Annotated in this window: 23 protein-coding genes and 1 tRNA gene; 8 read left to right on the top strand and 16 right to left on the bottom strand. The window is 61.4% G+C overall.

The genetic code is table 11. The annotated features are described in order from the left end of the window. Positions 1 to 19: 19 nt before the first annotated feature. The 6 genes from BSY17_RS05285 to BSY17_RS05260 all read right to left on the bottom strand — a co-directional run bounded on the left by BSY17_RS05285 (position 20) and on the right by BSY17_RS05260 (position 5,931). The gene (locus tag BSY17_RS05285; protein ID WP_069064711.1) at positions 20 to 1,342 is read right to left on the bottom strand and encodes a bifunctional folylpolyglutamate synthase/dihydrofolate synthase; all 1,323 of its coding nucleotides are present in this window, start codon (positions 1,340 to 1,342) and stop codon (positions 20 to 22) included. A 25-nt stretch (positions 1,343 to 1,367) separates the two neighbouring features. Beyond that, complete coding sequence (gene accD / locus BSY17_RS05280) at positions 1,368 to 2,219, bottom strand: acetyl-CoA carboxylase, carboxyltransferase subunit beta (RefSeq protein WP_069064710.1); 852 nt, start codon at positions 2,217 to 2,219, stop codon at positions 1,368 to 1,370. Beyond that, positions 2,216 to 3,034, bottom strand: coding sequence for a tryptophan synthase subunit alpha (trpA, locus tag BSY17_RS05275; protein ID WP_069064709.1), 819 nt, complete (start codon positions 3,032 to 3,034; stop codon positions 2,216 to 2,218). Before trpA ends, accD begins: the two co-directional genes overlap by 4 nt. 2 nt (positions 3,035 to 3,036) lie before the next feature. Further along, the gene (gene trpB / locus BSY17_RS05270) at positions 3,037 to 4,278 is read right to left on the bottom strand and encodes a tryptophan synthase subunit beta (RefSeq protein WP_069064708.1); all 1,242 of its coding nucleotides are present in this window, start codon (positions 4,276 to 4,278) and stop codon (positions 3,037 to 3,039) included. 98 nt (positions 4,279 to 4,376) lie between these two features. Beyond that, positions 4,377 to 5,021, bottom strand: coding sequence for a phosphoribosylanthranilate isomerase (locus tag BSY17_RS05265; RefSeq protein ID WP_069064707.1), 645 nt, complete (start codon positions 5,019 to 5,021; stop codon positions 4,377 to 4,379). 31 nt (positions 5,022 to 5,052) lie between these two features. Then, entirely contained in the window at positions 5,053 to 5,931 is an 879-nt protein-coding gene (locus BSY17_RS05260) for a lysophospholipid acyltransferase family protein (RefSeq protein ID WP_069064706.1), read from the bottom strand. A gap of 53 nt (positions 5,932 to 5,984) precedes the next feature. On the opposite strand from BSY17_RS05260, the gene BSY17_RS05255 reads away from it, so the two are divergent. Continuing rightward, positions 5,985 to 7,094 carry a glycosyltransferase gene (locus tag BSY17_RS05255; protein ID WP_069064705.1) on the top strand — a complete coding sequence of 370 codons (1,110 nt, stop codon included), beginning with the start codon at positions 5,985 to 5,987 and terminating at the stop codon, positions 7,092 to 7,094. On the opposite strand, the gene BSY17_RS05250 is transcribed toward BSY17_RS05255, so the two are convergent. Both BSY17_RS05250 and gyrA read right to left on the bottom strand, forming a co-directional pair. Next, positions 7,091 to 7,438 carry a DUF952 domain-containing protein gene (locus BSY17_RS05250; RefSeq protein ID WP_069064704.1) on the bottom strand — a complete coding sequence of 116 codons (348 nt, stop codon included), beginning with the start codon at positions 7,436 to 7,438 and terminating at the stop codon, positions 7,091 to 7,093. The two genes, BSY17_RS05255 and BSY17_RS05250, sit on opposite strands and share 4 nt — an antisense overlap. Continuing rightward, positions 7,435 to 10,104 (bottom strand): DNA gyrase subunit A, encoded by a 2,670-nt coding sequence (gene gyrA / locus BSY17_RS05245; RefSeq protein WP_069064703.1) that lies wholly within the window; start codon positions 10,102 to 10,104, stop codon positions 7,435 to 7,437. The genes BSY17_RS05250 and gyrA overlap by 4 nt, the downstream gene beginning before the upstream one ends. A gap of 281 nt (positions 10,105 to 10,385) precedes the next feature. Between gyrA and BSY17_RS05240 the strand changes: the two genes are divergently transcribed. Beyond that, entirely contained in the window at positions 10,386 to 11,669 is a 1,284-nt protein-coding gene (locus BSY17_RS05240) for a hypothetical protein (protein WP_037473807.1), read from the top strand. A 109-nt stretch (positions 11,670 to 11,778) separates the two neighbouring features. Continuing rightward, positions 11,779 to 13,023 (top strand): tetratricopeptide repeat protein, encoded by a 1,245-nt coding sequence (locus tag BSY17_RS05235; protein WP_069064702.1) that lies wholly within the window; start codon positions 11,779 to 11,781, stop codon positions 13,021 to 13,023. A 15-nt stretch (positions 13,024 to 13,038) separates the two neighbouring features. Here BSY17_RS05235 and BSY17_RS05230 read toward each other — a convergent pair whose 3' ends face one another. Then, positions 13,039 to 13,512, bottom strand: coding sequence for an Lrp/AsnC family transcriptional regulator (locus tag BSY17_RS05230; RefSeq protein WP_037473801.1), 474 nt, complete (start codon positions 13,510 to 13,512; stop codon positions 13,039 to 13,041). A 181-nt stretch (positions 13,513 to 13,693) separates the two neighbouring features. On the opposite strand from BSY17_RS05230, the gene BSY17_RS05225 reads away from it, so the two are divergent. The 4 genes from BSY17_RS05225 to BSY17_RS05210 all read left to right on the top strand — a co-directional run bounded on the left by BSY17_RS05225 (position 13,694) and on the right by BSY17_RS05210 (position 18,095). Then, entirely contained in the window at positions 13,694 to 15,409 is a 1,716-nt protein-coding gene (locus tag BSY17_RS05225; protein ID WP_069064701.1) for a sensor histidine kinase, read from the top strand. 54 nt (positions 15,410 to 15,463) lie between these two features. Then, complete coding sequence (locus tag BSY17_RS05220; protein ID WP_069064700.1) at positions 15,464 to 16,501, top strand: polysaccharide deacetylase family protein; 1,038 nt, start codon at positions 15,464 to 15,466, stop codon at positions 16,499 to 16,501. A 25-nt stretch (positions 16,502 to 16,526) separates the two neighbouring features. Next, positions 16,527 to 16,602: transfer RNA gene (locus BSY17_RS05215), tRNA-Ile, on the top strand. Positions 16,603 to 16,763: 161 nt separating this feature from the next. After that, complete coding sequence (locus tag BSY17_RS05210) at positions 16,764 to 18,095, top strand: tyrosine-type recombinase/integrase (protein WP_069064699.1); 1,332 nt, start codon at positions 16,764 to 16,766, stop codon at positions 18,093 to 18,095. On the opposite strand, the gene BSY17_RS21845 is transcribed toward BSY17_RS05210, so the two are convergent. The 7 genes from BSY17_RS21845 to BSY17_RS05180 form a co-directional block, all read right to left on the bottom strand. Then, complete coding sequence (locus BSY17_RS21845; RefSeq protein ID WP_237236581.1) at positions 18,055 to 18,201, bottom strand: helix-turn-helix transcriptional regulator; 147 nt, start codon at positions 18,199 to 18,201, stop codon at positions 18,055 to 18,057. The genes BSY17_RS05210 and BSY17_RS21845 overlap by 41 nt on opposite strands. 414 nt (positions 18,202 to 18,615) lie before the next feature. After that, complete coding sequence (locus BSY17_RS05205; protein WP_069064698.1) at positions 18,616 to 19,368, bottom strand: MipA/OmpV family protein; 753 nt, start codon at positions 19,366 to 19,368, stop codon at positions 18,616 to 18,618. Between the two features lie 148 nt (positions 19,369 to 19,516). Next, the gene (locus BSY17_RS05200; protein ID WP_069064697.1) at positions 19,517 to 20,104 is read right to left on the bottom strand and encodes a TetR/AcrR family transcriptional regulator; all 588 of its coding nucleotides are present in this window, start codon (positions 20,102 to 20,104) and stop codon (positions 19,517 to 19,519) included. Positions 20,105 to 20,561: 457 nt separating this feature from the next. Beyond that, a complete protein-coding gene (locus BSY17_RS05195) occupies positions 20,562 to 20,915 on the bottom strand; it encodes a putative quinol monooxygenase (RefSeq protein ID WP_069064696.1) in 354 nt (117 codons plus the stop codon). Between the two features lie 54 nt (positions 20,916 to 20,969). Further along, positions 20,970 to 21,689 carry a hypothetical protein gene (locus BSY17_RS05190; RefSeq protein ID WP_216095597.1) on the bottom strand — a complete coding sequence of 240 codons (720 nt, stop codon included), beginning with the start codon at positions 21,687 to 21,689 and terminating at the stop codon, positions 20,970 to 20,972. Further along, positions 21,686 to 22,696, bottom strand: coding sequence for an alpha/beta fold hydrolase (locus BSY17_RS05185; RefSeq protein ID WP_083217050.1), 1,011 nt, complete (start codon positions 22,694 to 22,696; stop codon positions 21,686 to 21,688). The genes BSY17_RS05190 and BSY17_RS05185 overlap by 4 nt, the downstream gene beginning before the upstream one ends. A 2-nt stretch (positions 22,697 to 22,698) precedes the next feature. Continuing rightward, positions 22,699 to 22,902: a tautomerase family protein gene (locus BSY17_RS05180; RefSeq protein WP_069064694.1), complete on the bottom strand. Its 204-nt coding sequence runs from the start codon at positions 22,900 to 22,902 to the stop codon at positions 22,699 to 22,701. A 127-nt stretch (positions 22,903 to 23,029) separates the two neighbouring features. Here BSY17_RS05180 and BSY17_RS05175 point away from each other — a divergent pair, with 127 nt between their 5' ends. Further along, on the top strand, positions 23,030 to 23,938 hold the full coding sequence (locus tag BSY17_RS05175) for a LysR substrate-binding domain-containing protein (protein WP_069064693.1): 909 nt from the start codon (positions 23,030 to 23,032) through the stop codon (positions 23,936 to 23,938). The last annotated feature ends 200 nt before the right edge of the window (positions 23,939 to 24,138 follow it).

Below are 24,138 nucleotides of genomic sequence, written 5' to 3'. Positions count from 1 at the left end.
GAGTTAGTCGCAAGTATAATTAGTCAGGCAGTTGCGCATTTAGTCGCAAAATTTCGCCCGCCAGATAGAGCGAGCCGCCGATCAGCAGCTTAGGCGCAGGATCGCCCAGCGCGGCTATGGCCGCGATAGCGCATTGCGCATCGGCATGCGCCGTGCAGCCAATGCCCCAGTGTGCCGCGATCGCGGCGAAACGTTCCGCCGGATGATGATCATGACCGGGGACGGGCAGCGCGTGGATATGGGCGATCCGTCCGGCAAAGGGCGCGAGGAAGGCATCGACATCCTTGTTGGCCAGCATGCCGATAACGAGCTGCAGCTTGTGGCCTTCCAGCCGGTCCGGCGTGAAGAAGGCGCTGATCGCCTCGCCTGCGCCCGCATTATGCCCGCCATCGAGCCAGGCCGTGGCACCGGCGGGCAATAGCCCCAGCAGCGGGCCATGGTCGAGCCGCTGGAGTCGCGCGGGCCAATGCGCCCAGAGCGGCGCGGCCTTGAGCGCTGCGTCGGAGAGTGGGACAGCGTTTTGATGGCGCAGCATGGCAAAGGCCAGCGCCGCGTTCTGGACCTGATGCGCGCCAGCCAGGCGGGGCAGCGGCGCATCGATCCGACCCTGATAATCGCGATAATGGAGCCGGTCGCGATAGACCGCCGCGTCCCAGCCATCGCCTTGGGCGATCCAGGTCGTGCGCGCCTTGGCGACGGCGTCGATCATCACCGGGAAGAGCGACTCGGCGTAGCGCTGCGTCACCAGCGGCGCGCCGGGCTTGGCGATCCCCGCCTTTTCCGCCGCGATCTGGGCCAGCGTGTCGCCCAAAAAGGCCTGATGATCGATACCAAGCTGGGCAATGCCGCAGACGACCGGATCGGTAATGATGTTGGTTGCGTCGAGACGTCCGCCAAGGCCCACTTCGATGATGCAGGCGTCGGCGGGATGTTCGGCGAAGGCCAGGAACGCGGCTGCCGTGGTGACTTCGAAGAAGCTGGCCCCGATTCCTTCGGCAATATCCAATACGCGCGCCAGATAACGGGCGAGCGCTTCGTCGCTGATCAACTGCCCCGACACGCGGATGCGTTCGTTGAAGCGCACCAGATGCGGCGAGGTGAAGACATGGACGGCCTTGCCATCCGCTTCCATCGCCGCGCGCAGGAAGGCGCAGGTCGACCCCTTGCCATTGGTGCCCGCCACATGGAAAACCGGGGGCAGGGCGCGATGGGGATTGCCGAGCCGCGTCATCAATTGGGTGATGCGCTCCAGCCCCAATATGTCGGCGCCCGGCGATAGCGACCAGAGCCGGTCAAGCTGCGCCTGAACCTGCGGGTCGTCCGAAACGGCATGATCGGCCATAGGCGCGTCCCCCCGGCGCGTTGGTTCAGGCAGCGATGCGCGGCGTAAGATAGCCGATCACGCGCGCCAGCGTATCGCGCAGTTCATGACGATGGACCACCATGTCGATCATGCCATGGTCGAGCAGATATTCGGCGCGCTGGAACCCTTCGGGCAGCTTCTCGCGGATCGTGCTTTCAATGACGCGCTGGCCAGCAAAGCCGATCAGGGCATTGGGTTCGGCGATCTGCACGTCGCCCAGCATCGCATAGCTCGCCGTCACGCCACCGGTGGTCGGATCGGTCAGCACGACGATATAGGGCAGGCCCGCCGCGTGCAGCTTCTGGATCGCCACGGTGGAGCGGGGCATCTGCATCAGCGACAAAATGCCTTCCTGCATGCGTGCGCCGCCGGCGGCGGTGAAGATGACATAGGGGCAATGATGGGCGATGGCGTCATTGACGCCCTGGATGAAGGCCGCGCCCACGCCCATGCCCATGGAGCCGCCCATGAAGGCGAAATTCTGTACGCCCAGAACCAGCGGCACATCGTCGATCGCGCCGCGCGCGTTGATCAGCGCATCCTGATCGCCGGTCGCGGCGCGTGCCGCGCGGATACGATCGGGATAACGTTTGGTGTCGCGGAATTTGAGCGGGTCTTCCTGCACCTGTGGAGTCGGCAGCAGGATGAAACCAGCATCGAGGATCTGCTCGAACCGTGCCGCTGGACCGATGCGGCCATGATGGTCGCAGCGCGGGCAGACGGAGAGATTGTCCTCCCACTCCTTGATGAACAGCATCTCCGAACAGGATGGGCATTTATGCCATAATGTCTCGGCACTCTGTTCCTTCCGGGCGATGAAGGGGATGGCCTTGCGGACGCGGTTGATCCAGCTCATGCAGCAGTCTCTTGGATTTTGGGGGTGAGCGCGCCGGACAGGGCAGCGACAAATTGCTGAACGAAGGGTGCAGCGGCATCGCCATGGCTGCCGACGATATCGACGATGGCCGAGCCGACGACGACGCCGTCAGCAATCCGGCCGATGGCGGCGGCCTGTTCGGGCGTGCGGACGCCGAAGCCGACCGCAACCGGCAGGTCGGTGGCGGCCTTCAGGCGATTGACGGCCATGTCGATATTGGCCTGGGCCGCCTGTTGCTTGCCGGTGATCCCGGCCACAGAGACATAATAGAGGAAGCCGCTCGCGCCTTGAAGCACCGCAGGCAGGCGCGCGGTGTCGGTCGTCGGCGTGGCGAGGCGTATGAGGTGGACGCCCGCGCCGCGCAGCGCCGGGCCGATCTCGGCATCTTCCTCTGGCGGCGCATCGACGCAGATGACGCCATCGACGCCAGCGGCCTTGCACTGGTCAGCGAACCAGTCGGACCCGCGCACCAGCATCGGATTGGCATAGCCCATCAGCACCAGCGGCGTGTCGGGGTGACGCGCGCGAAACTCGGCGGCGAGCGCGAAGATATGCTTCGTCTTGGTGCCCGACCCCAGGCTGCGCAGATTGGCCAGTTCGATCGCCGGGCCATCGGCCATCGGATCGGTAAAGGGCATGCCCAGTTCGATGATGTCCGCGCCCCCCGCGACCAGCGCGTCGAGGATGGCAGGCGTCGTTGCGACATCGGGATCACCGGCTGTGACGAAAGTGATCAGCGCGGCACGGCCTTGGGCCTTGCAGGTGGCGAAGCGGGTAGAGAGGCGGTCAGTCATGCTCACATTTCCACTCCCAGCGCTTCGGCGACGGTGAAGATGTCCTTGTCGCCCCGGCCGGACAGGTTGATGACGATGATCTTGTCCGCATCCATGGTCGGCGCGACCTGCTCGGCGGCGGCGATGGCATGGGCAGATTCGAGCGCGGGGATGATGCCTTCCAGCGCGGAGAGCTTCTGGAAGCTCGCAAGCGCTTCATCGTCCGTGATGGGCATATATTTCACGCGGCCGATCTCATGCAACCAGCTATGCTCCGGGCCGATGCCGGGATAATCCAACCCCGCCGAAATGCTGTGCGCTTCGGTAATCTGGCCGTCTTCGTCCTGCAGTAGATAGGTACGATTGCCGTGGAGGATGCCCGACGCGCCCCCGGCCAACGACGCCGCGTGCTTGCCCGTGAGGCCTTCGCCCGCCGCTTCCACGCCGATCATGGCAACGTCGGGGTCGTCCAGGAAGGGGTGGAACATGCCGATGGCGTTGGAGCCGCCGCCGACCGGGGCGACCAGCATGTCAGGCAAGCGACCTTCGGCTTCCATGATCTGGGCGCGAGTTTCCTTGCCGATGATCGACTGAAAATCGCGTACCATTTCAGGATAGGGGTGCGGACCCGCCGCCGTGCCGATGATGTAGAATGTGTCATGCACATTCGACACCCAATGGCGCAGCGCGTCGTTCATCGAATCCTTGAGCGTCGCCGACCCGGAGGTGACCGGAATGACCTCGGCCCCCAGCAGCTTCATGCGGAAGACGTTGGGGCGCTGGCGCTCCACATCCTTGGCGCCCATGAAGATCTTGCATTCCATGCCGAACAGCGCGGCGACGGTCGCGGTGGCGACGCCATGCTGGCCAGCACCGGTTTCCGCGATGACCTTCTTCTTGCCCATGCGGCGGGCGAGCAGCGCCTGGCCGATGCAATTGTTGATCTTGTGCGCGCCGGTGTGGTTCAACTCCTCGCGCTTCAGATAGATTTTCGCGCCCTTGCCCGTCGGCGCATTGGCGCGCAGCGCTTCGGTCAGGCGGTTGGCATAATAAAGCGGATTGGGGCGGCCGACATAATGTTTGAGGAGATGGTCATACTCCTCCTCGAACGCCGGGTCGTCCTTGGCCGCTCGATACACTTTTTCGAGGTCCAGGATCAGCGGCATCAGCGTTTCGGCGACATAGCGGCCACCAAAGGCGCCGAAATGGCCATTGGCGTCGGGCTGCGATCGCAGGCTGTTGGGCAAGGTAATCGTGTCGGTCATGATTTCAATCTTTCAGGCATGAAGGGCGGTTCGCTTCGATCAGGGGAGAAGCGATCAGCGCCATCGTATCCCGATGCGCTCGACAGGAGCGATGAGCGTCAACATGCGGATACCGCTTTGCAGAAGGCCATGATCTTGTCCACACTCTTGATGCCGGGCGCGCTTTCCACGCCGGAAGATACGTCGATCAGCGGGGCGTCGGTGATGCGGACGGCTTCGGCCGCATTGTCGGCCGACAATCCGCCCGACAGGCCCCAGGGCACCGGGATCGAAAGGCCACGCAGCAGCGTCCAGTCGAAGCGCAGCCCCATGCCACCGGGCAAGGCCGCGCCGTCGGGCGTCTTGGCATCGAACAGCAGCAGATCGACGGCGCCGACATAGGCGGTCGCGGCATCGATGTCGGCACGGGTCTTGACCGAGATCGCCTTCCAGACGGGCAGGCCGAAGCGCTGGCGGATGGCGGCGGCGCGTTGCGGGCTTTCCTTGCCATGGAGTTGCAGCGCGGTGAGCGCGCCGCCGCTGGTCAGTTCGACCAGCAGATCGTCAGTGGGATCGACTATGACGCCGACCTTTTCCATGTCCGCAGGCGCGATGGCGGCCAGCGCGGCGATCTGGGCCGCGTCGACATGGCGCGGACTTTTGGCGAAGTGGACGAAGCCGATATGGCTCGCTCCCGCGCGCACGGCCGCGCCAACGGTGTCGGGCGTGGAAAGGCCGCAGATTTTGATCGCGAGTCGGGACATGCAGGGGCTTTAGCGGGCAAGTGCGCCCAAGTCACATGACCGGTGGGGCAGTGGGCGCATGGCCCGGCTGCGTCAGGTCCATATCGTGCAGCGCCAGCCATTCGTCGGCGTGGGCAATACAGGCCTGTCCCAGAAAGGCGTCGGCCGCCGCAACAATCTCTTCGTCGCTCATCGTCTGCGGGTCCAGCGGCGGGTGCCAGTGCAGCTGGAAATGGGGTCCGTTCGTCCGCTCAAGATAAAAGGGCAGGAAGCGGGCATTGACCTTGCGCCCCAACCGCAGCGCCACGGACAGATTACCTGACGGTGGAAGGGTACGACCCAATTTGGGAAACCAAACCTGAAAATCGCGCCGTTCATCGAGCAGGATATAGAGGCTGGCGCGCGGATGGCTGGTCAGATGCTTCAATATGCGCCGCGCCGCGCCATCGCCGGTGATGGTTTCGCCCATATAGCTTTGCCGCGCCTTTTGCAGTTGCGCCGCCGTCCGTTCGTCGCGCGGCGGCGCATAGACGCCGAGGCCCGGTCGGTCGGTCAGCGCCTTGCCATGCGCGCCCAGCAAATCCCAATTGCCCAGATGCAGCGACAAAGCGAGCAACGGGCGCGGCCCGTCCAGCACGGCTTGATAGCCTGCGCGATCGACGACTTCGACATGAGCATCATTCACGAGTCGATCGACATTGGCGAGTTCGGCCAGCGTTCGCCCGATGTTGCGCCAGCGGCGGGTGAGCATCGCTTCCCGCGCGGCCTCGTCCAGATCAGGGCGGAGCAGCGCAAGATTGGCGCGGGCACGGGCATCGCGCAGCTTCATGCGCGGGCGCGCGACATGGACGGACAGCCATCCGCCAAGCCAGGAGGCCGAGCGAGCGGGCAGCACGCGCATCAGGGAAAAAAGAAAGGGGTTGGAGAGCATAAGCCTGCCGTCATACAGCAGGCGGCGAGACGGTAAAGAGGTGCGCGGCGGTCATGATCTGGGTCTGGATTGTCCTTCAGGGACTGACGCTGCTGGGGGTCGTCAATTATTGGCGGCATCTGCCGGTCGAGCGCCGCGAGGAAAGGCCCGATGGGGTAGTCGTGATCCTGAGCGTGCGGGACGATTGGGATGGCGGTGCGGCGTTGATGGCGCGGCTGGCGGCGCAAAGCGCGCCGTTTCGTTTGCTGATCGCGACATCGGGGGCTTGCCCTGCTGCGGAGGCGCTGGTCAGCGAGGGTGTGCAGGTCGTGCATGCCGGTGTGGCAACGGACGAGGGGCAGAAGGTCCATAAACTCCGCGCTGCCCTGCGAGCTTTGCGACCCGATGACCGATGGCTGGTCTTTATCGACGCCGATATCGAACCGCCCCCGCGGCTGGTCGGTCGGCTGCTCTTTCCGCTGGTGCGCGACAAGGCGGACATCGTGACGGGCTATCGACTGTTGCTACCGGGGCGAGGATTGATGGCCGCCATGGTCGGAGCGGTCGAGATGCAATTGGCGACGCTGCCGCGTGCCGCGAGTGCGACCATGCCCTGGGGTGGGGCAATGGCGCTGTCCCGCACGGTGGCGGAGCGACTGGACCTGGATGCGGTGCTGGCCGGGCGACTGTCCGACGATATGGCGATTGGCCTCGCCGGCTGGCGCGCGAAACTGCGACTGCGGCCGGTGCGCGATCTGCTGGTCGCGAGTCCGCTTGACGGACGTGGGGGCGACCTGCTCGGTTTTGGGGTGCGGCAATATCGGCATATCGCGACCAACAATATGGGCATGTGGGCGCTGGCGACTGTGGTAATTGCGGTGCAGTCCGGCGCATGGGTGTGGGCGCTGGGCTGGGGCGGCTCAGGAGCGATCGCGATCGGCTATGCCGCGGCCTGGGGCAGGGCAGTGGTACGGCGGCGGATCATCGGTGCGGTGCTGGAGCCGGACCAGGCGAAACGCGCCGCGCGCTCGCTCTGGTGGGATGCTATCGCGCCCTTTGCTGTCAGCTGGGCGCATCTGATCGTTCAAGTAGCGGCAGTGATGTCCAACCATATCCGCTGGGGCGGATGGGACTATTGGATGCAGCGCGGGAAGGTAGCGCGGATGGCGCGGGTCGCGCGCTAAAAGCCTGCGGGAAAGGAATGCTTCCCATCGTCGCCGATGCGCAGCACGACCTTGCCCGCTACCGCACTGATCGGCAGGTCGGCATAGAGATGCGGGAAGAGCGCACCGCCGCGCGACTCCTCCCAGCGGATCGCCTCGCCAAAGGGGGCGAGGTCGACCATCACCATGACCAGGCGGTCCTGTCCGGCGAAATGCTTGGCGACCGTTTCGGCGGCCTGATCGCGGGTCGACAGATGGATATAGCCATCGGCCAGGTCGACCGGCGCGCCTTTGAAGACGCCATCGGCCTTGAACTGATCATATTGCTCGGCGGTCAATATCTTATACGCGAAGAGGTCGCTCACGCCTCTTCTGCCTCCGGCGCCTCGTCGGCTTCCTCGATCTTGGCGGCGCTGACGACATGCTCGTCCTTGGCGACGTCGAACAGGCGCACGCCCGCCGAATTGCGGCCGATGACGCGCAGGCTGTCCAGCCCCATGCGGATGAGCTTGGCCTGATCGGTGACCAGCATCAACTGGTCGCCCTGGGTCGCCGCGAAGCTGGCAACCACGGGTCCGTTGCGGCCGATATTGTCGATATTGGTGATACCCTGACCGCCGCGCCCGGTACGGCGATAGTCATAGGCGGACGACAATTTGCCATAGCCATTGGCGCAGACAGTCAGGATGAACTGCTCCCGCTCACGCATCAGGGCGAACATCGCCTGATCGGCCATCTCGCCTTCCTTCTCCGGCTTCCAGGGGGCGAAGCGCAGATATTCCTCACGCTGCTCCTGATCGGCGCCGGAGCGGTGGAGGATGGAGAGGGAGATGACTTCGTCATCGCCCTTGAGCGTCATGCCGCGCACACCGGTCGACGTGCGGCTCTGGAATTCGCGGACATCGGTCGAGGCGAAGCGGATCGCCTTGCCCTGACGGGTGGCGAGCAGGACGTCATCCTCTTCGGAAAGAAGCGCGACGCCGATCAGCCGATCGTCGCTGCCTTCATCAAAGCGCATGGCGAGTTTGCCGTTGCTCGGCACGTTGGCGAAGGCGTCCATGCTGTTGCGGCGCACGGTGCCGTTCGCCGTTGCGAACATGACGTGCAGATACTTCCAGCTTTCCTCATCCTCCGGCAAAGGCAGGACGGTCTGGATGGTTTCCCCGGCGGCCAGCGGCAGCAGGTTGACCATCGGCCGCCCGCGCGTAGCCGGACCACCTTCGGGCAGGCGCCAGACCTTCATGCGATAGACCTTGCCCGCGGTCGAGAAGAAGAGGACCGGCGTGTGGGTCGAGGTCACGAACAATTCGGTGATCGCATCCTCATCCTTGGTCGCCATGCCCGACCGGCCCTTGCCGCCGCGTGCCTGCGCCCGGAAACTCTCAAGCGGGGTGCGCTTGATATAGCCCTGCACGGTGACGGTGACGACCATCTCCTCGCGTTCGATCAGGTCTTCGTCATCGATGCCGTCTGCGGCGGCGGTTATCTCGGACAGGCGCGGGGTCGCGAATTCGCGTTCTATCGCTTCCAGTTCTTCGCGCATCACGGCGTAGAGCTTCACCCGGTCGCCCAGGATGGCGAGATACTCGGCGATGGCTTCGGCGAGGCCGGCCAGTTCCTTGCCGATTTCGTCGCGACCCAGCGCGGTCAAACGATGGAGGCGCAGGTCGAGGATGGCACGAACCTGCACTTCGGACAGTTTGTAGACTTCACCCGAAATCTCGGTGTCGATGGCTTCGACCAGGCGGATATAATGGGCGATCTCGCTGATCGGCCATTCACGGGCCAGCAGCTTTTCACGAGCTTCGGCAGGGCTGGACGAACCGCGGATGATCTTGACCATCTCATCGAGATTGGTGACCGCAACGACCAGGCCGAGCAAGATGTGCGCCCGTTCGCGCGCCTTGTTCAGCTCGAACTTGGTGCGGCGGGTGATGACCTCTTCGCGGAATTTGATGAAGGCATCGATGATCTCGCGCAGGCCCAGCAATTCGGGGCGACCGCCGCGAATGGCGAGCATGTTGGCGGGGAAGCTCGATTGGGCAGGCGTGTTGCGCCACAATTGGTTCAACACGACTTCGGGCGTAGCGTCGCGCTTGAGGTCCATCACGATCCGCACGCCTTCGCGGCTGGATTCGTCGCGGATGTCGCTAATGCCTTCGATCCGCTTTTCCTTGGCGGCTTCGGCGATCTTCTCGACGAGGCCGTTCTTGCCGACCTGATAGGGGATCGCGGTCAGGACGATCGACTGGCGATCACCGCGCCCTTCCTCGATCACATAGCGCGAGCGCATCATGATCGAGCCGCGGCCGGTATGATAGGCCGACTTCGCGCCCGACTGGCCCAGGATCAGCGGAGCGGTGGGAAAATCGGGACCGGGAACAATGGCGATCAGTTCATCGGTGGTGATGCCGGGATTGTCGATATAGGCAAGGCAGGCGCGCAGCACTTCGCCGAGATTATGGGGCGGGATGTTGGTCGCCATGCCGACGGCAATGCCGCCCGCGCCATTGACGAGCAGATTGGGGAAGCGCGCTGGCAGAACCTGCGGTTCATGTTCCGATGCGTCATAGTTGGGCGTGAAATCGACGGTATCCTTGTCGAGATCCTCCAGCAGCGCGCCGGCCACCTTGGCCAACCGCGCTTCGGTGTAGCGCATGGCGGCTGGCGGATCGGGGTCCATCGAGCCGAAATTGCCCTGACCGTCGATCAGCGGCACGCGCATCGACCAGTCCTGCGTCATCCGCGCCAAGGCGTCGTAAATCGAACTATCGCCATGCGGGTGATATTTACCCATCACCTCGCCGACGAGGCGGGCGGACTTGCGATAGGGGCGGTTGTAGAGAAAGCCCGATTCCTGGGCGGAAAAGAGAATGCGGCGATGGACCGGCTTCAACCCGTCGCGCACGTCCGGCAGGGCACGAGAAACGATGACGGACATCGCATAGTCGAGATAGCTGGTCTTCATCTCCTCGACGATGGAGACGGGGCTGATGTCCGAAGGGTCGGCGAGGACAGTCTCGTCGGTCAATGCGATTCTCTTTTTTCGATGATGTTGGCTGTGTCCCGCGATCTCTAGCCGAGCGAAACAAATCTGTCACCCCTCGCGCGCAGACACGCGCTCGCGCGGGGGATCAACAAGCCGGGCTGCTATCGCATTGACCTTGCTGGAACGAAGCTGCGGGCATGACAGTTGCAAAATCAGCCGATATAGGCTTGTTCAATGCCCATTCACGCGCTGACCCCTAATCGGCGTTCAACCCCAAAACGCGCCTCTAGCCATCGGCCAGGCGTGCATAGGAGATGAGGATTATGCGTTTTGTTACCCCGTTCGCGCTCGTATTGGCTCTGGCCGTAACCGGCGGCGCCGTTTCGGCGCCTGCTTTCGCCGCCAAGAAGGACAAGAAGGAAGAAAAGGCAACTGGTCCCAAGCTGAACGTCACGCCCGACGTCATCAAGTCGCTGCAGACCGCGCAGAAGGCCGCCGAGGCGCAGGATTTTGCCGGTGCCAAGGCTGCGCTGGCGGAAGCCGACAGCAAGGCCGTGTCGAACGATGACAAATATCAGATCGGTGCCATCAAGCTGAACACGTCGATCGCGTCCAAGGATGCGGCGATGCAGAGCGAAGCGCTGACCCAGATGCTGGACAGTGGTTTGACGCCACCGGAACAGGCCGGGCAGTTCAACTCGATCGCCGCGAACCAGGCACTTGATGCCAAGAATTACGACCTCGCCATCCAGCGCGCTCAGGCGGCGCTGGCCGCTGGCGCGAAGTCGGAAAGCGTCAACCCGACCCTGGCGCAGGCTTATTTCGGTAAGGCAGGCACGACCAACGCCTCGGCAGAACCGGCCCGTGGCTTCAATGTCCAGGGCCTGGCTGCGCTCAAGGCGGCCGCTGAAGCCATGAAGGCATCGGGCCAGCAGGTGCCAGCGCAATGGTATCAGATCGGCGTCGGCCGGGCCGAAGCCGCCAAGCTGCCGGACGTTACCGAATGGGCGAAGATGGCCTATCAGGCTGAACCCAGCGGGACCAATTTGCGGACGCTGGTACGCCTGTTCCAGCGCGCCAACCCGAACATCACCAACCGCGAAAATCTGGACGTATTGCGTCTCTTGGCAGCGTCGGACGGTTTGGTCGTCGCCGGTGACTATCTGGAATTTGCCGAAATGGCATCGAAGACGGGCATCTATGGCGAGGTGAAGTCCTCGATCGACCTGGGCCGTTCCAAGAATGTGCTGAACGCCACGCAGGGCGCTGATCTCTATCAGACCGCGACCGGCCGCATCGCGGGTGACAAGAGCACGCTGGGCGCGGCGGAAGCCGATGCTCGCAAGGCTGCCAATGGCAAGATCGCGGCGGCCACAGCCGACGCGTATCTTGGCTATGGCGACTATGCCAAGGCGGCATCGATGTTCGAACTCGCCAAGGAAAAGGGCGGCGTCGATGCCGACGAAGTCAACACCCGCATGGGCATCGCCAAGATGAAGGCGGGCGACAATGCCGCAGCCAAGGCCGCTTTCGAAGCCGTGCAGGGTGGCGCGCGCAAGCAGATCGCCGGTCTGTGGCTGGCCTATCTGGGCAGCAAGGGCGCCTGACCGACGGGCGCGCCATCTCTTGGGGTGGCGCGCCGATCCGGCTTGATGCATAGACGGGATTGAGGCCGGGGATCATCCCGGCAGTGCATGTGGGGAGGCCTGTAAGGCCATGCGGCGATTGACTATTTTGACCTCCGGCCTGTCGGTGGCCCTGACGGCTACCCTATTGGTCGCAGCACCTGCCATGGCGAAGAAGAAGCTGGTTGTGGCAGGACCGCCCATCACCATGTCCGACACGTTTCGCGCCGCGCTGCAGTCGGCTGATGCCGCCGTCAAGGCGCGCGATGTGAGCACCGCCAGCGCGCGCATTGGTGCGCTGGTCCCGACCAATGATTTCGAATCCTATGCGACGGCCAGTTTGCGATATCAGCTGGCAGTGATGCGGGCGGATGTGCAGGCGCAGCGCATCGCGTTGACCGATCTGTTCAAGACCAGCGCTTTGCCTGCAACGGCTGCCCCGCGTTTGCGCTTTGTCGCCGCCTATCTGTCCTATCAGGTCGGCAATTATGACGATGCCACCGCACAACTCGATTATGCCAAGACGCTCGGCTATGCCGGGGTCGATGCCACCATGTTGCGCGCCGACATAGCGCTGCGCCGTAACAAGCCCAAGGATGCGCGTCGTTTCGTGCAGGAGGCTATCGCCCAGCAGCGCGCGTCGGGGCAGCCCGTTCCGATCGCCTGGACGGATCGCGCCTTGTCGATGGCCTATCAGGCGCGCGATTGGGCCGAAGTGGGCCAACTCTATCGCGATCGTCTGGGGCAGGCGGGCGACAAGGAAGAATGGCGCTCGGCGCTGACCAATTATCTGGCGGCCGGTGACGTCGAGCCGCAATTGCAACTGGACCTCTATCGTCTGCAAGCTGCAAATGGCGCGATGGCGAGCGAGCGGGATTATCAGTCCTATGCGCAATTGGCCGAAAAGGCGGGCTATTATGCCGAAGCCAAGGCGATTATCGAAGCGGGGCGCAAGGGCGGCAAGCTGACGCCGACACAGGCAACCACCAGCAAGTTGCTGACCAGCGTCACACCCAAGGCGACCAAGGAAATTGCTGGCCTGCCCGTGCTGGCCAAGAAAGCCGCCAACGCATCGAGCGGCAAGGATGCGGCCTCGCTGGCCGACAGCTATTTCGCGCTGGGCCAGTATCCCCAGGCGGTGGAACATTATCGTATCGCGCTCACCAAGGGCGGTGTCGATGCCGGGCGCATCAATGCGCGGCTGGGCGTTGCGCTTGCCCGTTCGGGCGATCTGCCGGGCGCGCAGGCCGCGCTTGGACAGGCGACCGGGGATTGGGCGAGTGTCGCCGGCTTCTGGTCGGTATGGGTGGAACAGCAGAGCCGCAAAGCGGCTTGATCGCGCGCTGCCGGGTCAGACCGGCAGCGGCACCCCCGGCAGATTTTTCGACGTGCGGATCGTCAGCGAGGTCTTGACGCTCACGACATTGGGCGCGGGCGTCAGTTTCGATGTCAGAAATTGCTGGAAGCTCTGCAAATCCTTGGCAACGACCTTCAGGATGAAGTCGATCTCGCCATTCAGCATATGGCATTCGCGCACTTCGGGCAGCAAGGCGATATGGTCCTGAAACGCCATCAGGTCGGCCTCGGCCTGGCTCTTGAGGCTGACCATGGCGAACACGGTGATGGTGTAGCCCAGCATGCCGGGATCGACCACCGCATGATAGGAGGTGATGGCCCCGGCCTCCTCCAGCGCGCGGACGCGGCGCAGGCAGGGCGGAGCGGTCAAACCGACTTTGCGCGCCAGCTCCACATTGGTCATCCTGCCATCCTCCTGCAGCTCTCCAAGGATCTGCAAGTCGATGTCGTCGATATTCGGCCCGGCCATTATTGTGCTTATTTCCTGTCTTGTTCGAAGCACCCATCATAATAATGTTTCAGAGCAATGCAATTGTCCCACTATGCGACGATCCTTTTTGATCGCGCTGCGTCCCGTCCTTTCCCTTGCGGGGAGGAACGCCTAACGATAGGTCCAATGGACCGCGCGACGCGGATGATGAGGATTTTCGGTGCGTTTTAACGATCTCATGCAAACAGTGCTGGCGGCGGATGACCGTGCGGGACTGGGTGCGGTGACATCCTGGCGCCAATGTGTCGACCTGATGGCGCAGCATGATCGTGCCGACCGTGTGCCCATGGCGGCATCGGACCGGGACATGTTGCTCGACCGGCTGGAAGGGTTACGCCCTGCCATATCCGAAACGCAGCGGATCGCGACGGTCGTGGAACTTGGGCGACGGCTCCGGTCTGCCAGCCTGGTCGTATTCTTTGCCAAGGACCGCCCCGCGATTGCGGCAGCGGCGATGGCGCGGGCGCAATTGCCCGATGCGACTTGGGCGGAACTGCTACCCCGGCTGACCCCGACCGCACGGGGGATCTTGCGCGGACGCCGGGATGTCGGCCCGCTGGCGCGCAAGGCGCTGGAAGCCTTCGGCTCGGTCGATTTGGTTCTGACCACCGAACGGCAGGACATGGTCGGTGAGGCCGATATGCTGTTGACCCAGGAGATGGAGGCGGAACCGGTGGCGCCGCAGCCATCGGCGGTCGTCACGCCGCTGCGTCCACCCGCGCAGGATCAGGACCAGATCCGCAATCTGGTCGATCGGATCGCGCATTTCACCAGCACGCGCCGACCCATCGGCGTCGCCTCCGCACCCGAAGACGCCCATGCCATCGAAGCGCCGCGCCAATTCGCGTTTGAAACGGACGCATCGGGCATTCTGCTGTGGGTTGACCAAGGTCCACGCGCCGCGCTGATCGGGCTGTCATTGGGGGACGTGGCGCTGGATGGCGGAAGCGGGCCGGATGGACATGTCGCGGGTGCTTTTGCCCGGCGTAGCGGTTTTCAAAACGGCCGCTTCACCATCGTTGGTGGACGGATGGACGGCGAATGGCGTTTGTCCGCTACCCCCTTTTTCGATCCGCGTTCCGGCCGTTTTCAGGGCTATCGCGGACAGGCGCGGCGACCCTATCTGCACGAAGTTGCGGCCCAGCCCGAACAGGCCGCCATTAGCGGTCTGTCCTCCGATTCCCTGCGGCAGTTGGTCCACGAACTGCGCACACCCCTGAACGCGATCCTGGGCTTTGCCGAGATTATCGAGCAGGAATTATTTGGCGCGGCCGGGGTCGAATATCGCGACATGGCGGGCAAGATCGCCGTCGATGCCCGGCATTTGCTGGCCGCGTTCGACGATCTGGACCTTGCCGCCCGCGTATCGCGTGGCGATGGTTCGAGCGCGCCTGAACTGATGGACCCCGACCAGCTGGTGACCCAGATTGCGGCCCGGTTCGATGATCAGGCGATAGCGGGGGGATCGGCCATCGACATCGCTATCGCCCCCGCCTTGCCGCCAGTGCGGATAGACCCGGTGCAGGGCGAACGCATGGTGCAGCATCTGTTACGCACGCTGATCTCCGTCGCACCTGCGGGGGAAACGGTGACCGGTGCCTGCTGGTTTCAGCCCGATGGCGGCGCGGGGCGCGTGGTGCTGGCGATCGATCGGCCGTCGAGCCTGACCGGGCTGGACGAAGGGCAACTGCTCGATCCCGGCTATGGGGCCGATGGCGATTGGGCCGATGGGCCGCTGCTGGGCCTGGGCTTTTCCCTGCGGTTGATCCGCAGTCTGGCCGCAAGTTGCAACGGCAGCCTGGAGATCGAACCGGGTCGGCTGCTGCTGGCGATTCCGGCGGCGGCGATGGCTGACGATGCGGCCGACCTCGGCTGATCGATCAGGGCAGGGGAAACCCTATGGCAACCATTGGCTGGTAAAGCGAAGGGCATGAACGCTCATCCCTTCGACGGTAACCTGCTGGATTCACCGCAACCTCAGGACCGGATTGCGCTGACGCCGGATTTCGGCACGCGCTTCATGCTGTTCGTCGATACCGAAGAGGAATTCGACTGGAACGCGCCGTTCAGCCGGACGGGGCATGGCGTCACGGCATTGGCCGGCATGGCGCGGGGCCAAGGCTATTTTGCGGACGCTGGGGTGAAGCCCGTCTATGTCACCGACTATCCAGTGGTCGATTGCGATGCGGCGGCCGCGATGATGGGCCAATGGGCGAGCGACGGTGCGGCCGACATCGGCGCGCATCTTCATCCCTGGGTCAATCCGCCGCATGTCGAGGAGGTGACGGCCGCCAACAGCTATGCCGGTTCGCTGCCCGAAGCGGTCGAACTGGCCAAGCTGGAAGCGCTCTGCCGCCGAATCGAACAGCGATTCGGACAGCGACCGATCGCTTATCGGGCTGGGCGCTATGGCGTCGGTCCGAACAGTGCGCGCCTGTTGGAAGCAGCAGGGTTTCGGCTCGACAGTTCGGTACGAAGCCGGTTTGATTATAGCGGCCAGCATGGCCCGGATTTTCGCGGGATGCCGTTGACACCCTATTGGGCGGGGCCGAACCGGACGTTGGTGGAATTGCCGCTTTCGACCGCTTTCGTCGGGTTGTTGCGGGGGGCGGGGGAGCGGCTGTATCGTGCGGCGCAGACGATGGGGCCATTGGCGGGCGCGATGGCGCGGGCGCGATTGCTGAGCCGCGTGCCGCTGACGCCGGAAGGGGTGTCCGCGCAGGAGGCGATGATGGCCATCGACGCCTTGATGGAAGAAGGCGTGCCATTGCTCAATTTCAGCTTTCACTCGCCCACGCTGGAGCCTGGCCATACGCCCTATGTGCGCGACGAGGCGGATCGGACTGCCTTTTACCGGTGGTGGGACGCCGTGTTGAACCATCTGGCGCATCGCGGGGTTCGCCCGGCGAGCCTGAATCAATTGCTGGCTGCTATTCCGATGCGCGCAGAGGCTTGCCAAGCCGCCTGATGCTGCCTAATCCCGCGTTCAGGTGGGGCCTGTAGCTCAACGGTTAGAGCTGGCCGCTCATAACGGCTAGGTTGCGGGTTCGATTCCTGCCGGGCCCACCATGGATTGCTTTCAATACAGTTCAAATGCTATAATAAACCCCTGAAATAAGGGGTTTATTTAGCGTTTTGCTGTTCAGGACAGGTCATAACAGACCAGGACAGTTCAGTGAATCTGTGGGCATAATTGCGGGCATGGCGGGCCGATTTGTGGGTATAATCACATGTCGCTTACCATCGTCGAAATTAAGAATGCCAAGCCTCAGGCCAGCGATTATCGCCTTGCCGATTCTCAAGGGCTCTTTCTCTACGTCACTACGGCCGGCGGAAAATTCTGGCGCTACCGATATCGGATAGGGCCGAAGGAAAAGACGCTCGCCCTTGGCCGCTACCCCGAGGTGGGGCTCGTCGCAGCACGGGAGGCCCATTATGAGGCGCGCAAGCTCGTCTCGGAAGGCAAGGATCCGGCGCTAGAGAAACAGAAGGCCAAGATTGCCCGGATCGAGGCTGCGAAGGTCACGTTCAGAAAGCTGGCAGAGGAATGGCTGGTGGACCAAGAGCCGGTCTGGTCGAGTTCGAACGCCAAACGGGTTCGCAATCGATTCGAGCGCGACCTCTATCCCTTGTTCGGAAATCTTCCTATCGGTCAGATCGAAAGCGCGCTCATCCTGCGGGCTCTTCGAAAAATTGAAGCCAGGGGATCCATCGAAACCGCCAAGCGCGTTCGGGGCTATGTTAGGAGTGTCTTCCGTCGCGCGAAAGGAGAAGGACTCGTCGATCACGCGATCCTGCTAGAAATCGACGAAATCAAGGATGCCCTCAAGCCGGCACGTCGCGGATCGAAGCAGCCAGCACTGACACAGGTGGCCGAGGTTCTCGAATTTCAGAAAGTCGTCGATCGATCTACCTCGGGCCTCAACGTCAAGCTTGCCTCCCGGCTTCTGGCTCTGACTCTCGTGCGAGTGGGAGTTTTGAGGACCGCCCTCTGGAGCGAGTTCGAGGGCATCGACTGGGACAACCCCGATGCAGTTCCAAATGGACCGATTTGGCGCATCCCTGCAAGCCGTATGAAGCTCGACGTCGAGGACAAAGGCAATCCAGCTTTCGGTCATGACGTGCCGCTGTCACATCAGGCGGTGGAGGTGCTTCGAGCACTGCGGCCATTGACGGGCGGTCTCGCACTGCTTTTTCCAAGCTCCAAAACATGGCGTGAGTCTATGTCCGATGCTGCTTTGAGCACAATGTACAAACGCATGGCAGGCGGACGGTACAAGAATGTGATGGTGCCCCATGGCTGGCGATCGTCATTCTCAACCATCATGAACGAACGAGCGGCCGAGCTTGAACGTGATGGAGATCGAATGGTGATCGATATGGTCCTTGCCCATGTTCCTGCGGGGGTGTCGGCATCAGAATGGTCTTATAACCGATCCCGCTATCGCAAACCGCGGGCCACGCTTATTCAGATTTGGGCTGACCTCATCACCCGAGGGCTCGATCCGGCACATGAAGTGGTCAGCCGGTATCTGAACGGTAGGCTGAAGGATCAGCAATAAATTCGTCGATATCGCTTTCGTACCAGGCGACAGAGCGCAATCCGATACGGCGGCGGCGAGGGAAGCGACCGGCTGTTTCTAACCTATAGATAGCTGAGACGGACATCCCGGTTCTTGCGGTGACATCAGGTTTCCGCAAGAGCCGGTCTGTCCGGCGGTCCTTCGGGTAGATTCGATCTGCATCCACAGCACTCGCCGGGCCTACCGAATATTGAGATATGTCAGACTTCATGGCCAACCCTCGTTCAGAAGGTCTGCCCGCCAAGACTGACCATGCCCCAATCACGGTAGAACGGCAATGACATTTGGTCGGCTGAGCGACGGGTCAAAAAGGACGGAAGTGCGCCGCCACAGCGGTGCGCTGCCGAGTGGCGTTTCCTTTGGTTGCAAAGGCCGAGAAAATTGGCGATCGAGGATTGTTAGTGACGCCAAAGACAAGCGGCGTAGTCTGCCAACCTTGAGAATTTCAACCCTCATTCGTACAGGATGGAGAAAGCTGACGAACAGTCGGATTAAGTTGTTAGTGGCGGTAAGTAAGCGCGACCGTCCCAAAGGACTGAGTCGCGCAGCGAACCAAGGCGCTTTCGCTCACTTTGTTGAGCAAGGTGGTCACACCGCTGGTTGCGCTCAATGCGATCCGATCGGTCAATCGATAGGTCGCCGTGAGTGTGCCCGAAATGTCCTTGAACCCCGCCCCTGTAGAGAAAGGGGGAAGCCCCGAAGCAGATGCTTCGACTTTGTCTACGCCAAAATACTGGTCGTTATGCGCCCGATCTGCCCACGTCGCTCCTACGGTCGGCGTGAGGGAAAATTTCGAAGAGATGAGGATTGGATAGGAGACGCTGGCATCGGCGATGATCCCGCCTGTGCCGCCCGATATGACTTTTGTTACGCCCAAGGTGGCAGTCGGACCACTGGAGCGCAGATTGATATGTGCTCGAGCACCCAGACCACCCGAAAGTTTCGAAATTCCCGTCGGAATGTCGCGACGCCGATACCCCTGAACAAATACGGCACTCACACCTGCCGATATCACCCCGGTGCCAATTGGCTCGATCCCAATGCCATTACGTAGGTTCGCGAAGAACCACCCCTTCTTTATATCGATCGCGGGCAACGGCAGCACCCTGTAGTCGTCAGACCCTTGATAGGTTGGCGTCACCGCAACTCGTGCCCCAAGTACGACATGATCCTGTGCCTGTGCGGGTGCGCCGAACCAGATCGCCCCAATAACGCAGAGCGGTGGAGCACTTCCCTTTACACGTTTTTTCATCGAGCCGGTCGCTCCATCGAATGAAATGTCAGCGGCCTCGATCTTGGGTACGTGCCCTCAATCCCGCATCGCACATATCGACGATGTCGTGCTTAAACGTCAATAAGAAACATTTTGTATCTTAAATTATGTTCGTGCGATGCGTGGCTCAGCGCAGGGGCACGGTCAAAGGCATGAAAATCTGATCGATTATCGCCGATATGGTCTGATTCGAAATCGGCTGCGCGGTTACGACGATCTCGTGCATCACAAGGCTGGGTAGCACGCGCATGACGCGATCGTTCAGGCGCTGGGGATCTATCTCTCCGCGCGCTACGCCACGTGCTATGACATCATCGATCGGGTTCTCGCTGAAACGCGCATCAGTGAAATTTACCCCATCTAAAGCCATATCCTCGTGCATTTCGAACACGAGCTTCATGAGACTGGGAGGTGCCCGATCAGCAAATTTGCGCATTGCGCACTGGAGTTCATCTCTCAGGTTGCCAAGGTCGGGTACAATTATGGGATTGCGCTTCAGGTGCCGAACGATGGCGGACGAAGCGAGACTCGCGCGCGTTGACCAACGTCGATAAAGGACCGGACGGCTCGTCCCGGTCAGGCGCGCGACGGTTTCGAAGGTAAACCTGGCATAGCCGTTGGTAGACAAGTCTGACCATGCCGCATCCAGTATGGCTTCTTCTAGTGCAAGCCCGCGACGCCTTCGGTTTGGTTTGTTACCCTCGTCACTGGTCAAAGTGTTCTTGTTCCTGTTGGTCTATGGCGGTCACGCGATGCCGACGGTGGCCCAGAAAAGACCTCTAGACTAATAGGATGAAAAGCCAACTGAAAGGCGGGATATTGCGTGGCGCAGCACATAGCTGGTCAGGTCACGACAAGGGCAAGGAGCTGAGGGGGAGGACAGGCAGGCGATCGAGATGATTGCGACGTCGTCAATGCTTTGGCTGAGCGTCGATGCAGGATTACTAAACATGGACATCGTCAGTGGCGACGATGATTATGTTCAAGTTCAGCGGATTTCTGTAATTTGGAGTGAGCTCCAAACGTAGCCGGGCACGCCCGGATTGAGTTCTATGTGGTAAGGTCGCACGGCCGCGCCCGGCAAGAAAGGTCGCAAACCTGCTGAACTCGCGGTTGAGCGCGACTATATGCCCATGACAATTGCGAAACCCGGCCAATGCGTCACCGATATGTTATCGACTGAAGCCTGAAAACGAGGAGAAATAGAGCGCGTCGAACCGATCGAGCCGGGTTCTGATCTCCGGCGTTGTCTCTCCATAGACGTACAACTTCTCTATGCGGACGAGCGAGAGAAACTCCTCTGCGAACGGTGCGAACGTTGTATCGCTATGGGGTACGATACCGGCAGGACGGTAACGCTCGATGATGTGGACTGCTGTGCGATCTCTATTGACCACATATTCATATGTCAGCGTATCTGGTTCTTTACTCGTAGCGTCGACGATTTTGGAAATAAGGGTCTCAAACGCGGGAAAATCGGCCGGCTTGATCGACAGATGGTAGATCGTGTAAACTTCGTTCTTCATCTGAATTTCCTCTATTCGGATAGTGACTGTCGCAGTCGCTGATCTATTTTCGTGCTACTGGCCGGCGGCTGACATTGTGTGCGTGATCTTGAGATTGCGAAAATGCGCTATCGTTCCGGATTCGAGCCATATTCCAACGCCGCCACATTGCCTGGCACCCAGTTTGAGATCTTGAACCACCAACGCAGGCGTGGGCTTATTATCGAGATAGAGGATCGCTTGGAGCCCGCTGACCACGAGTTTCATCCTGATCCATCTCCCGGTCGCGATATTGGCGTAGGTCTCGTATTTTTCCGGGGTTTCTCGGCGCAGACGATCGAATAGATGGTCCGGATAGGCCGCATATTGCACAGAATGGTTGCGGCGAACCTGATCGTCCGAGACACTATTGGTCGGCCGCAGATAAATATTTTCAAATCGGCCTGTTGCATCGATCCTGAAAGCCAGGCCGATGAAACCACGCGCATAGCCAGGGGCATCCGTGGCCAGGTCGCTCGCAACATCGACCTCGATCGTCCCGTCCTGGAAATCCAGCGGAAGCCAAGCCATGAAGTTGCGGTCGCTCAGTTGTTCCTTCGCGGGATCCTGGTACGCACTCGACGGCATGCGCATCTCGAACGCCGTGCTGCCAAGATGGCGGACCCTAGATAAAGAAACGCCCGACAGCCTGTAATCAGCGACGTCGCCACCATCGTGGGCTAGAACCGGGGGAGCGACGAAGCATAAGCCCATCGCCGCACAACGTCCTAGAGTGTGCCGCGATAGACCTTTCATTTCGCGTCCTGAAGAAAGGCTTCGAGGTCGGCAGCGAACTTTACGGGATTCTTGAACATCAAGAAGTGATCCCCTTGTTCTGCTTTGCTGTAGATGTGCAGTTGGGAACCGGGAATGACCGATTGCGCCCATTGTTGACTCGGCACATTCGCGCTCCATTCCCCGGTGAAGATCGCTGTCGGACGGTCAATCTTGGTCCGCACGACGTCTCTCCAGTCATTTCCGGCATGGTCGTACATGATCAGCCCGAGCGATTTGGGATCATCCTTTATGACAGCACGCGCGAAGCTCTCCGAGTTGGCGAAATATGGGGAATCCATCAACATCAGTCGCGCAAGCAAGCTTGGATCTTTCGGATCGGGATTGGCAGGGGGTGCTGCCCCCAATGCTGCAAGCAACGGTTCGGGCGAGGGGGCTATGGAGCCGGCCTCTTTGCGCTCTTGGGCCGACCAGTCGGCGTGGGATACAATGGAAATCGGTTCGTCGACCAAAGCAAGTTTGCGGATGCTCGAGGTACCAAACAGATCGATATATCCCCACAGGACCGAGGCGCCCATCGACCAGCCGCAAAAATCGGCGTGAGTAATGCCGAGATGGTCGACCAGTTGTTTAAGGTCCATCGAATAGCGCGCAATGCGCGTGCCATAATCGACGCGTTGCGAGAGACCCTGATTGCGGGGGTCCAGCACGATCACCCGATGGCGCTTTGCCAGGAGATACATAAGGTTTACATATTCGGCGCCGTTCGCGGACCAGCCGGGAATGAAGATCAGCGGCGGTCCGTTGCCCGCTTCCCAATAGCTGAGCGTCACGCCGTCATTGGTGACGAAGCGATTGATCTTCAGCCCCTTGAAATCCGACAGGCGGCCGGGAAGACCATCAATCTTGTTGGGAAAGGTGAAGTCGCGGCCCAAGACCGTGACAGCAGGTTCGGCAAGAACGTGCGCCGGCGTAGCGGTCAGTGCTCCAGCGAAGAGGCTAAGGGCGAGGCGAACGCCGGCGCGCATGGTCAGGCCTCTCCGCCGCTAGCGGGGCCACCGAAAAGCTTGCCAGCACCGGCCCAGTCACTTGCTTTTATGTCGTCGAAAATGACGTAGATATATTTCGGATCGGTATCTGTGTTGCGGACTATGCTTTCCGTGATCTCCGCTGCGACCTTTTCCTTTTGGCCGTGATCTTTACCTTCGAACCAACTGATGCGCACGACTGGCATGGTTTTTCTCCTGCTTTATTAAGAAAGGCAATTGGAGCCGACGGATCCGCCGCTTCCCCGACATAATTGTAGTTCAACCGGTATTAAATATGATAGATTTCGCTTCTAAGTAGAACGAAGAGATACAATGCTGGGTCATGATCCTTTTTCGGGCGTCACAGTTTTCGTGACGGCAGCGCGAGCCGGCAGCTTCACGCTTGCCGCAGAGCGGCTGGGGCTGACCAAATCCTCGGTGGGGAAAACGGTCGCGCGTCTCGAACAGCGGCTTGGCTTCAGACTGTTCAATCGTACGACAAGGCTCATGCGGCTGACGGCCGATGGAGAGGCATATCTGGCGGCATGTTCGGCCGCGATCGACGAGGTCACATCGGTGCAATCAGCGTTGTCCTCAAGCAATCAGATATTGAGTGGTCGCGTGCATATCGACATGCCAATCGTGTTCGGTCGCAAGGTTTTGCTGCCGATCCTAATGGCGGTCACTCGACCTCACCCGGATCTGAGCCTCAGCCTCACATTCACAGACGCAACGAGCGACCTCCTGCGGGACGATGTTGACCTCGCCATTCGGTTTGGAACTCTCTCCGACACCAGTAATCTCATCGCGCGGCGATTGACGTCGCAACGACGCGTGATCTGCGCATCGCCCGATTATCTCCAGATGTGGGGAACGCCCAAGGTGCTGGATGATATTCGGTCGCACCGCTGCATCGTCGGCGCTCACAGGGGTCCTCCACTATCATGGGTAGTCCGGGAAGGAAGCGTGGAACGGCGGCTGGTTCCACCTGCGACCCACCAGATCAGCGATGGGGAGGCGATGGTCGACGCGACCGTGGGCGGGCTTGGTCTTTCTCAGGTGCCGATATCCATGGTCCGAGCGGATATCGACGCAGGACGGTTGCAGACCGTGCTCGATGAATTCTCGTCCGTGGACGTCGATATCCATGCAGTATGGCCTCGGCAGGCCCAGTTGAGCCCGCGTGTACGTTTCATCGTTGACCAGTTGATAAACTTCGCGGCGGACGGCCGACTGGATTGACCCTAGTGTGATTGATGCTGAACCGGCGCTGTAGGATCTCAACTGATAGACGAAGTGAGGGCGGTCCATGTGGGATCGCCGCAGCGCCCTGTTCAAATTATCTCAGAGGGATAGGGCCCAGGAGCGATGCCGTTCCAATCTACGGAAGGGAGCTTTCTGCCGTGACATACTGGTGCTCGTTGTTGCCCACTATGCCTCGC

The sequence above is a fragment of the Sphingobium sp. RAC03 genome, assembly GCF_001713415.1.
Lineage (GTDB): Bacteria > Pseudomonadota > Alphaproteobacteria > Sphingomonadales > Sphingomonadaceae > Sphingobium.
The sequence above is the reverse complement of the archived record's forward strand: the minus strand, read 5'-3'. Positions and strand labels throughout refer to the sequence as shown.

Coding starts and splice junctions, on each gene's coding strand:
- BSY17_RS05205 (WP_069064698.1), bottom strand. CDS start 19,368: ATGAAAAAACGTGTAAAGGGAAGTGCTCCACCGCTCTGCGTTATTGGG.
- BSY17_RS05240 (WP_037473807.1), top strand. CDS start 10,386: ATGCGTTTTGTTACCCCGTTCGCGCTCGTATTGGCTCTGGCCGTAACC.
- BSY17_RS05260 (WP_069064706.1), bottom strand. CDS start 5,931: ATGCTCTCCAACCCCTTTCTTTTTTCCCTGATGCGCGTGCTGCCCGCT.
- BSY17_RS05230 (WP_037473801.1), bottom strand. CDS start 13,512: ATGGCCGGGCCGAATATCGACGACATCGACTTGCAGATCCTTGGAGAG.
- BSY17_RS05185 (WP_083217050.1), bottom strand. CDS start 22,696: ATGCGCGCCGGCGTTCGCCTCGCCCTTAGCCTCTTCGCTGGAGCACTG.
- accD (WP_069064710.1), bottom strand. CDS start 2,219: ATGAGCTGGATCAACCGCGTCCGCAAGGCCATCCCCTTCATCGCCCGG.
- BSY17_RS05175 (WP_069064693.1), top strand. CDS start 23,030: ATGCTGGGTCATGATCCTTTTTCGGGCGTCACAGTTTTCGTGACGGCA.
- BSY17_RS05265 (WP_069064707.1), bottom strand. CDS start 5,021: ATGTCCCGACTCGCGATCAAAATCTGCGGCCTTTCCACGCCCGACACC.
- BSY17_RS05235 (WP_069064702.1), top strand. CDS start 11,779: ATGCGGCGATTGACTATTTTGACCTCCGGCCTGTCGGTGGCCCTGACG.
- BSY17_RS05220 (WP_069064700.1), top strand. CDS start 15,464: ATGAACGCTCATCCCTTCGACGGTAACCTGCTGGATTCACCGCAACCT.
- BSY17_RS05285 (WP_069064711.1), bottom strand. CDS start 1,342: ATGGCCGATCATGCCGTTTCGGACGACCCGCAGGTTCAGGCGCAGCTT.
- trpA (WP_069064709.1), bottom strand. CDS start 3,034: ATGACTGACCGCCTCTCTACCCGCTTCGCCACCTGCAAGGCCCAAGGC.
- BSY17_RS05190 (WP_216095597.1), bottom strand. CDS start 21,689: ATGAAAGGTCTATCGCGGCACACTCTAGGACGTTGTGCGGCGATGGGC.
- BSY17_RS05195 (WP_069064696.1), bottom strand. CDS start 20,915: ATGAAGAACGAAGTTTACACGATCTACCATCTGTCGATCAAGCCGGCC.
- BSY17_RS05210 (WP_069064699.1), top strand. CDS start 16,764: ATGTCGCTTACCATCGTCGAAATTAAGAATGCCAAGCCTCAGGCCAGC.
- BSY17_RS21845 (WP_237236581.1), bottom strand. CDS start 18,201: ATGTCCGTCTCAGCTATCTATAGGTTAGAAACAGCCGGTCGCTTCCCT.
- BSY17_RS05180 (WP_069064694.1), bottom strand. CDS start 22,902: ATGCCAGTCGTGCGCATCAGTTGGTTCGAAGGTAAAGATCACGGCCAA.
- trpB (WP_069064708.1), bottom strand. CDS start 4,278: ATGACCGACACGATTACCTTGCCCAACAGCCTGCGATCGCAGCCCGAC.
- BSY17_RS05255 (WP_069064705.1), top strand. CDS start 5,985: ATGATCTGGGTCTGGATTGTCCTTCAGGGACTGACGCTGCTGGGGGTC.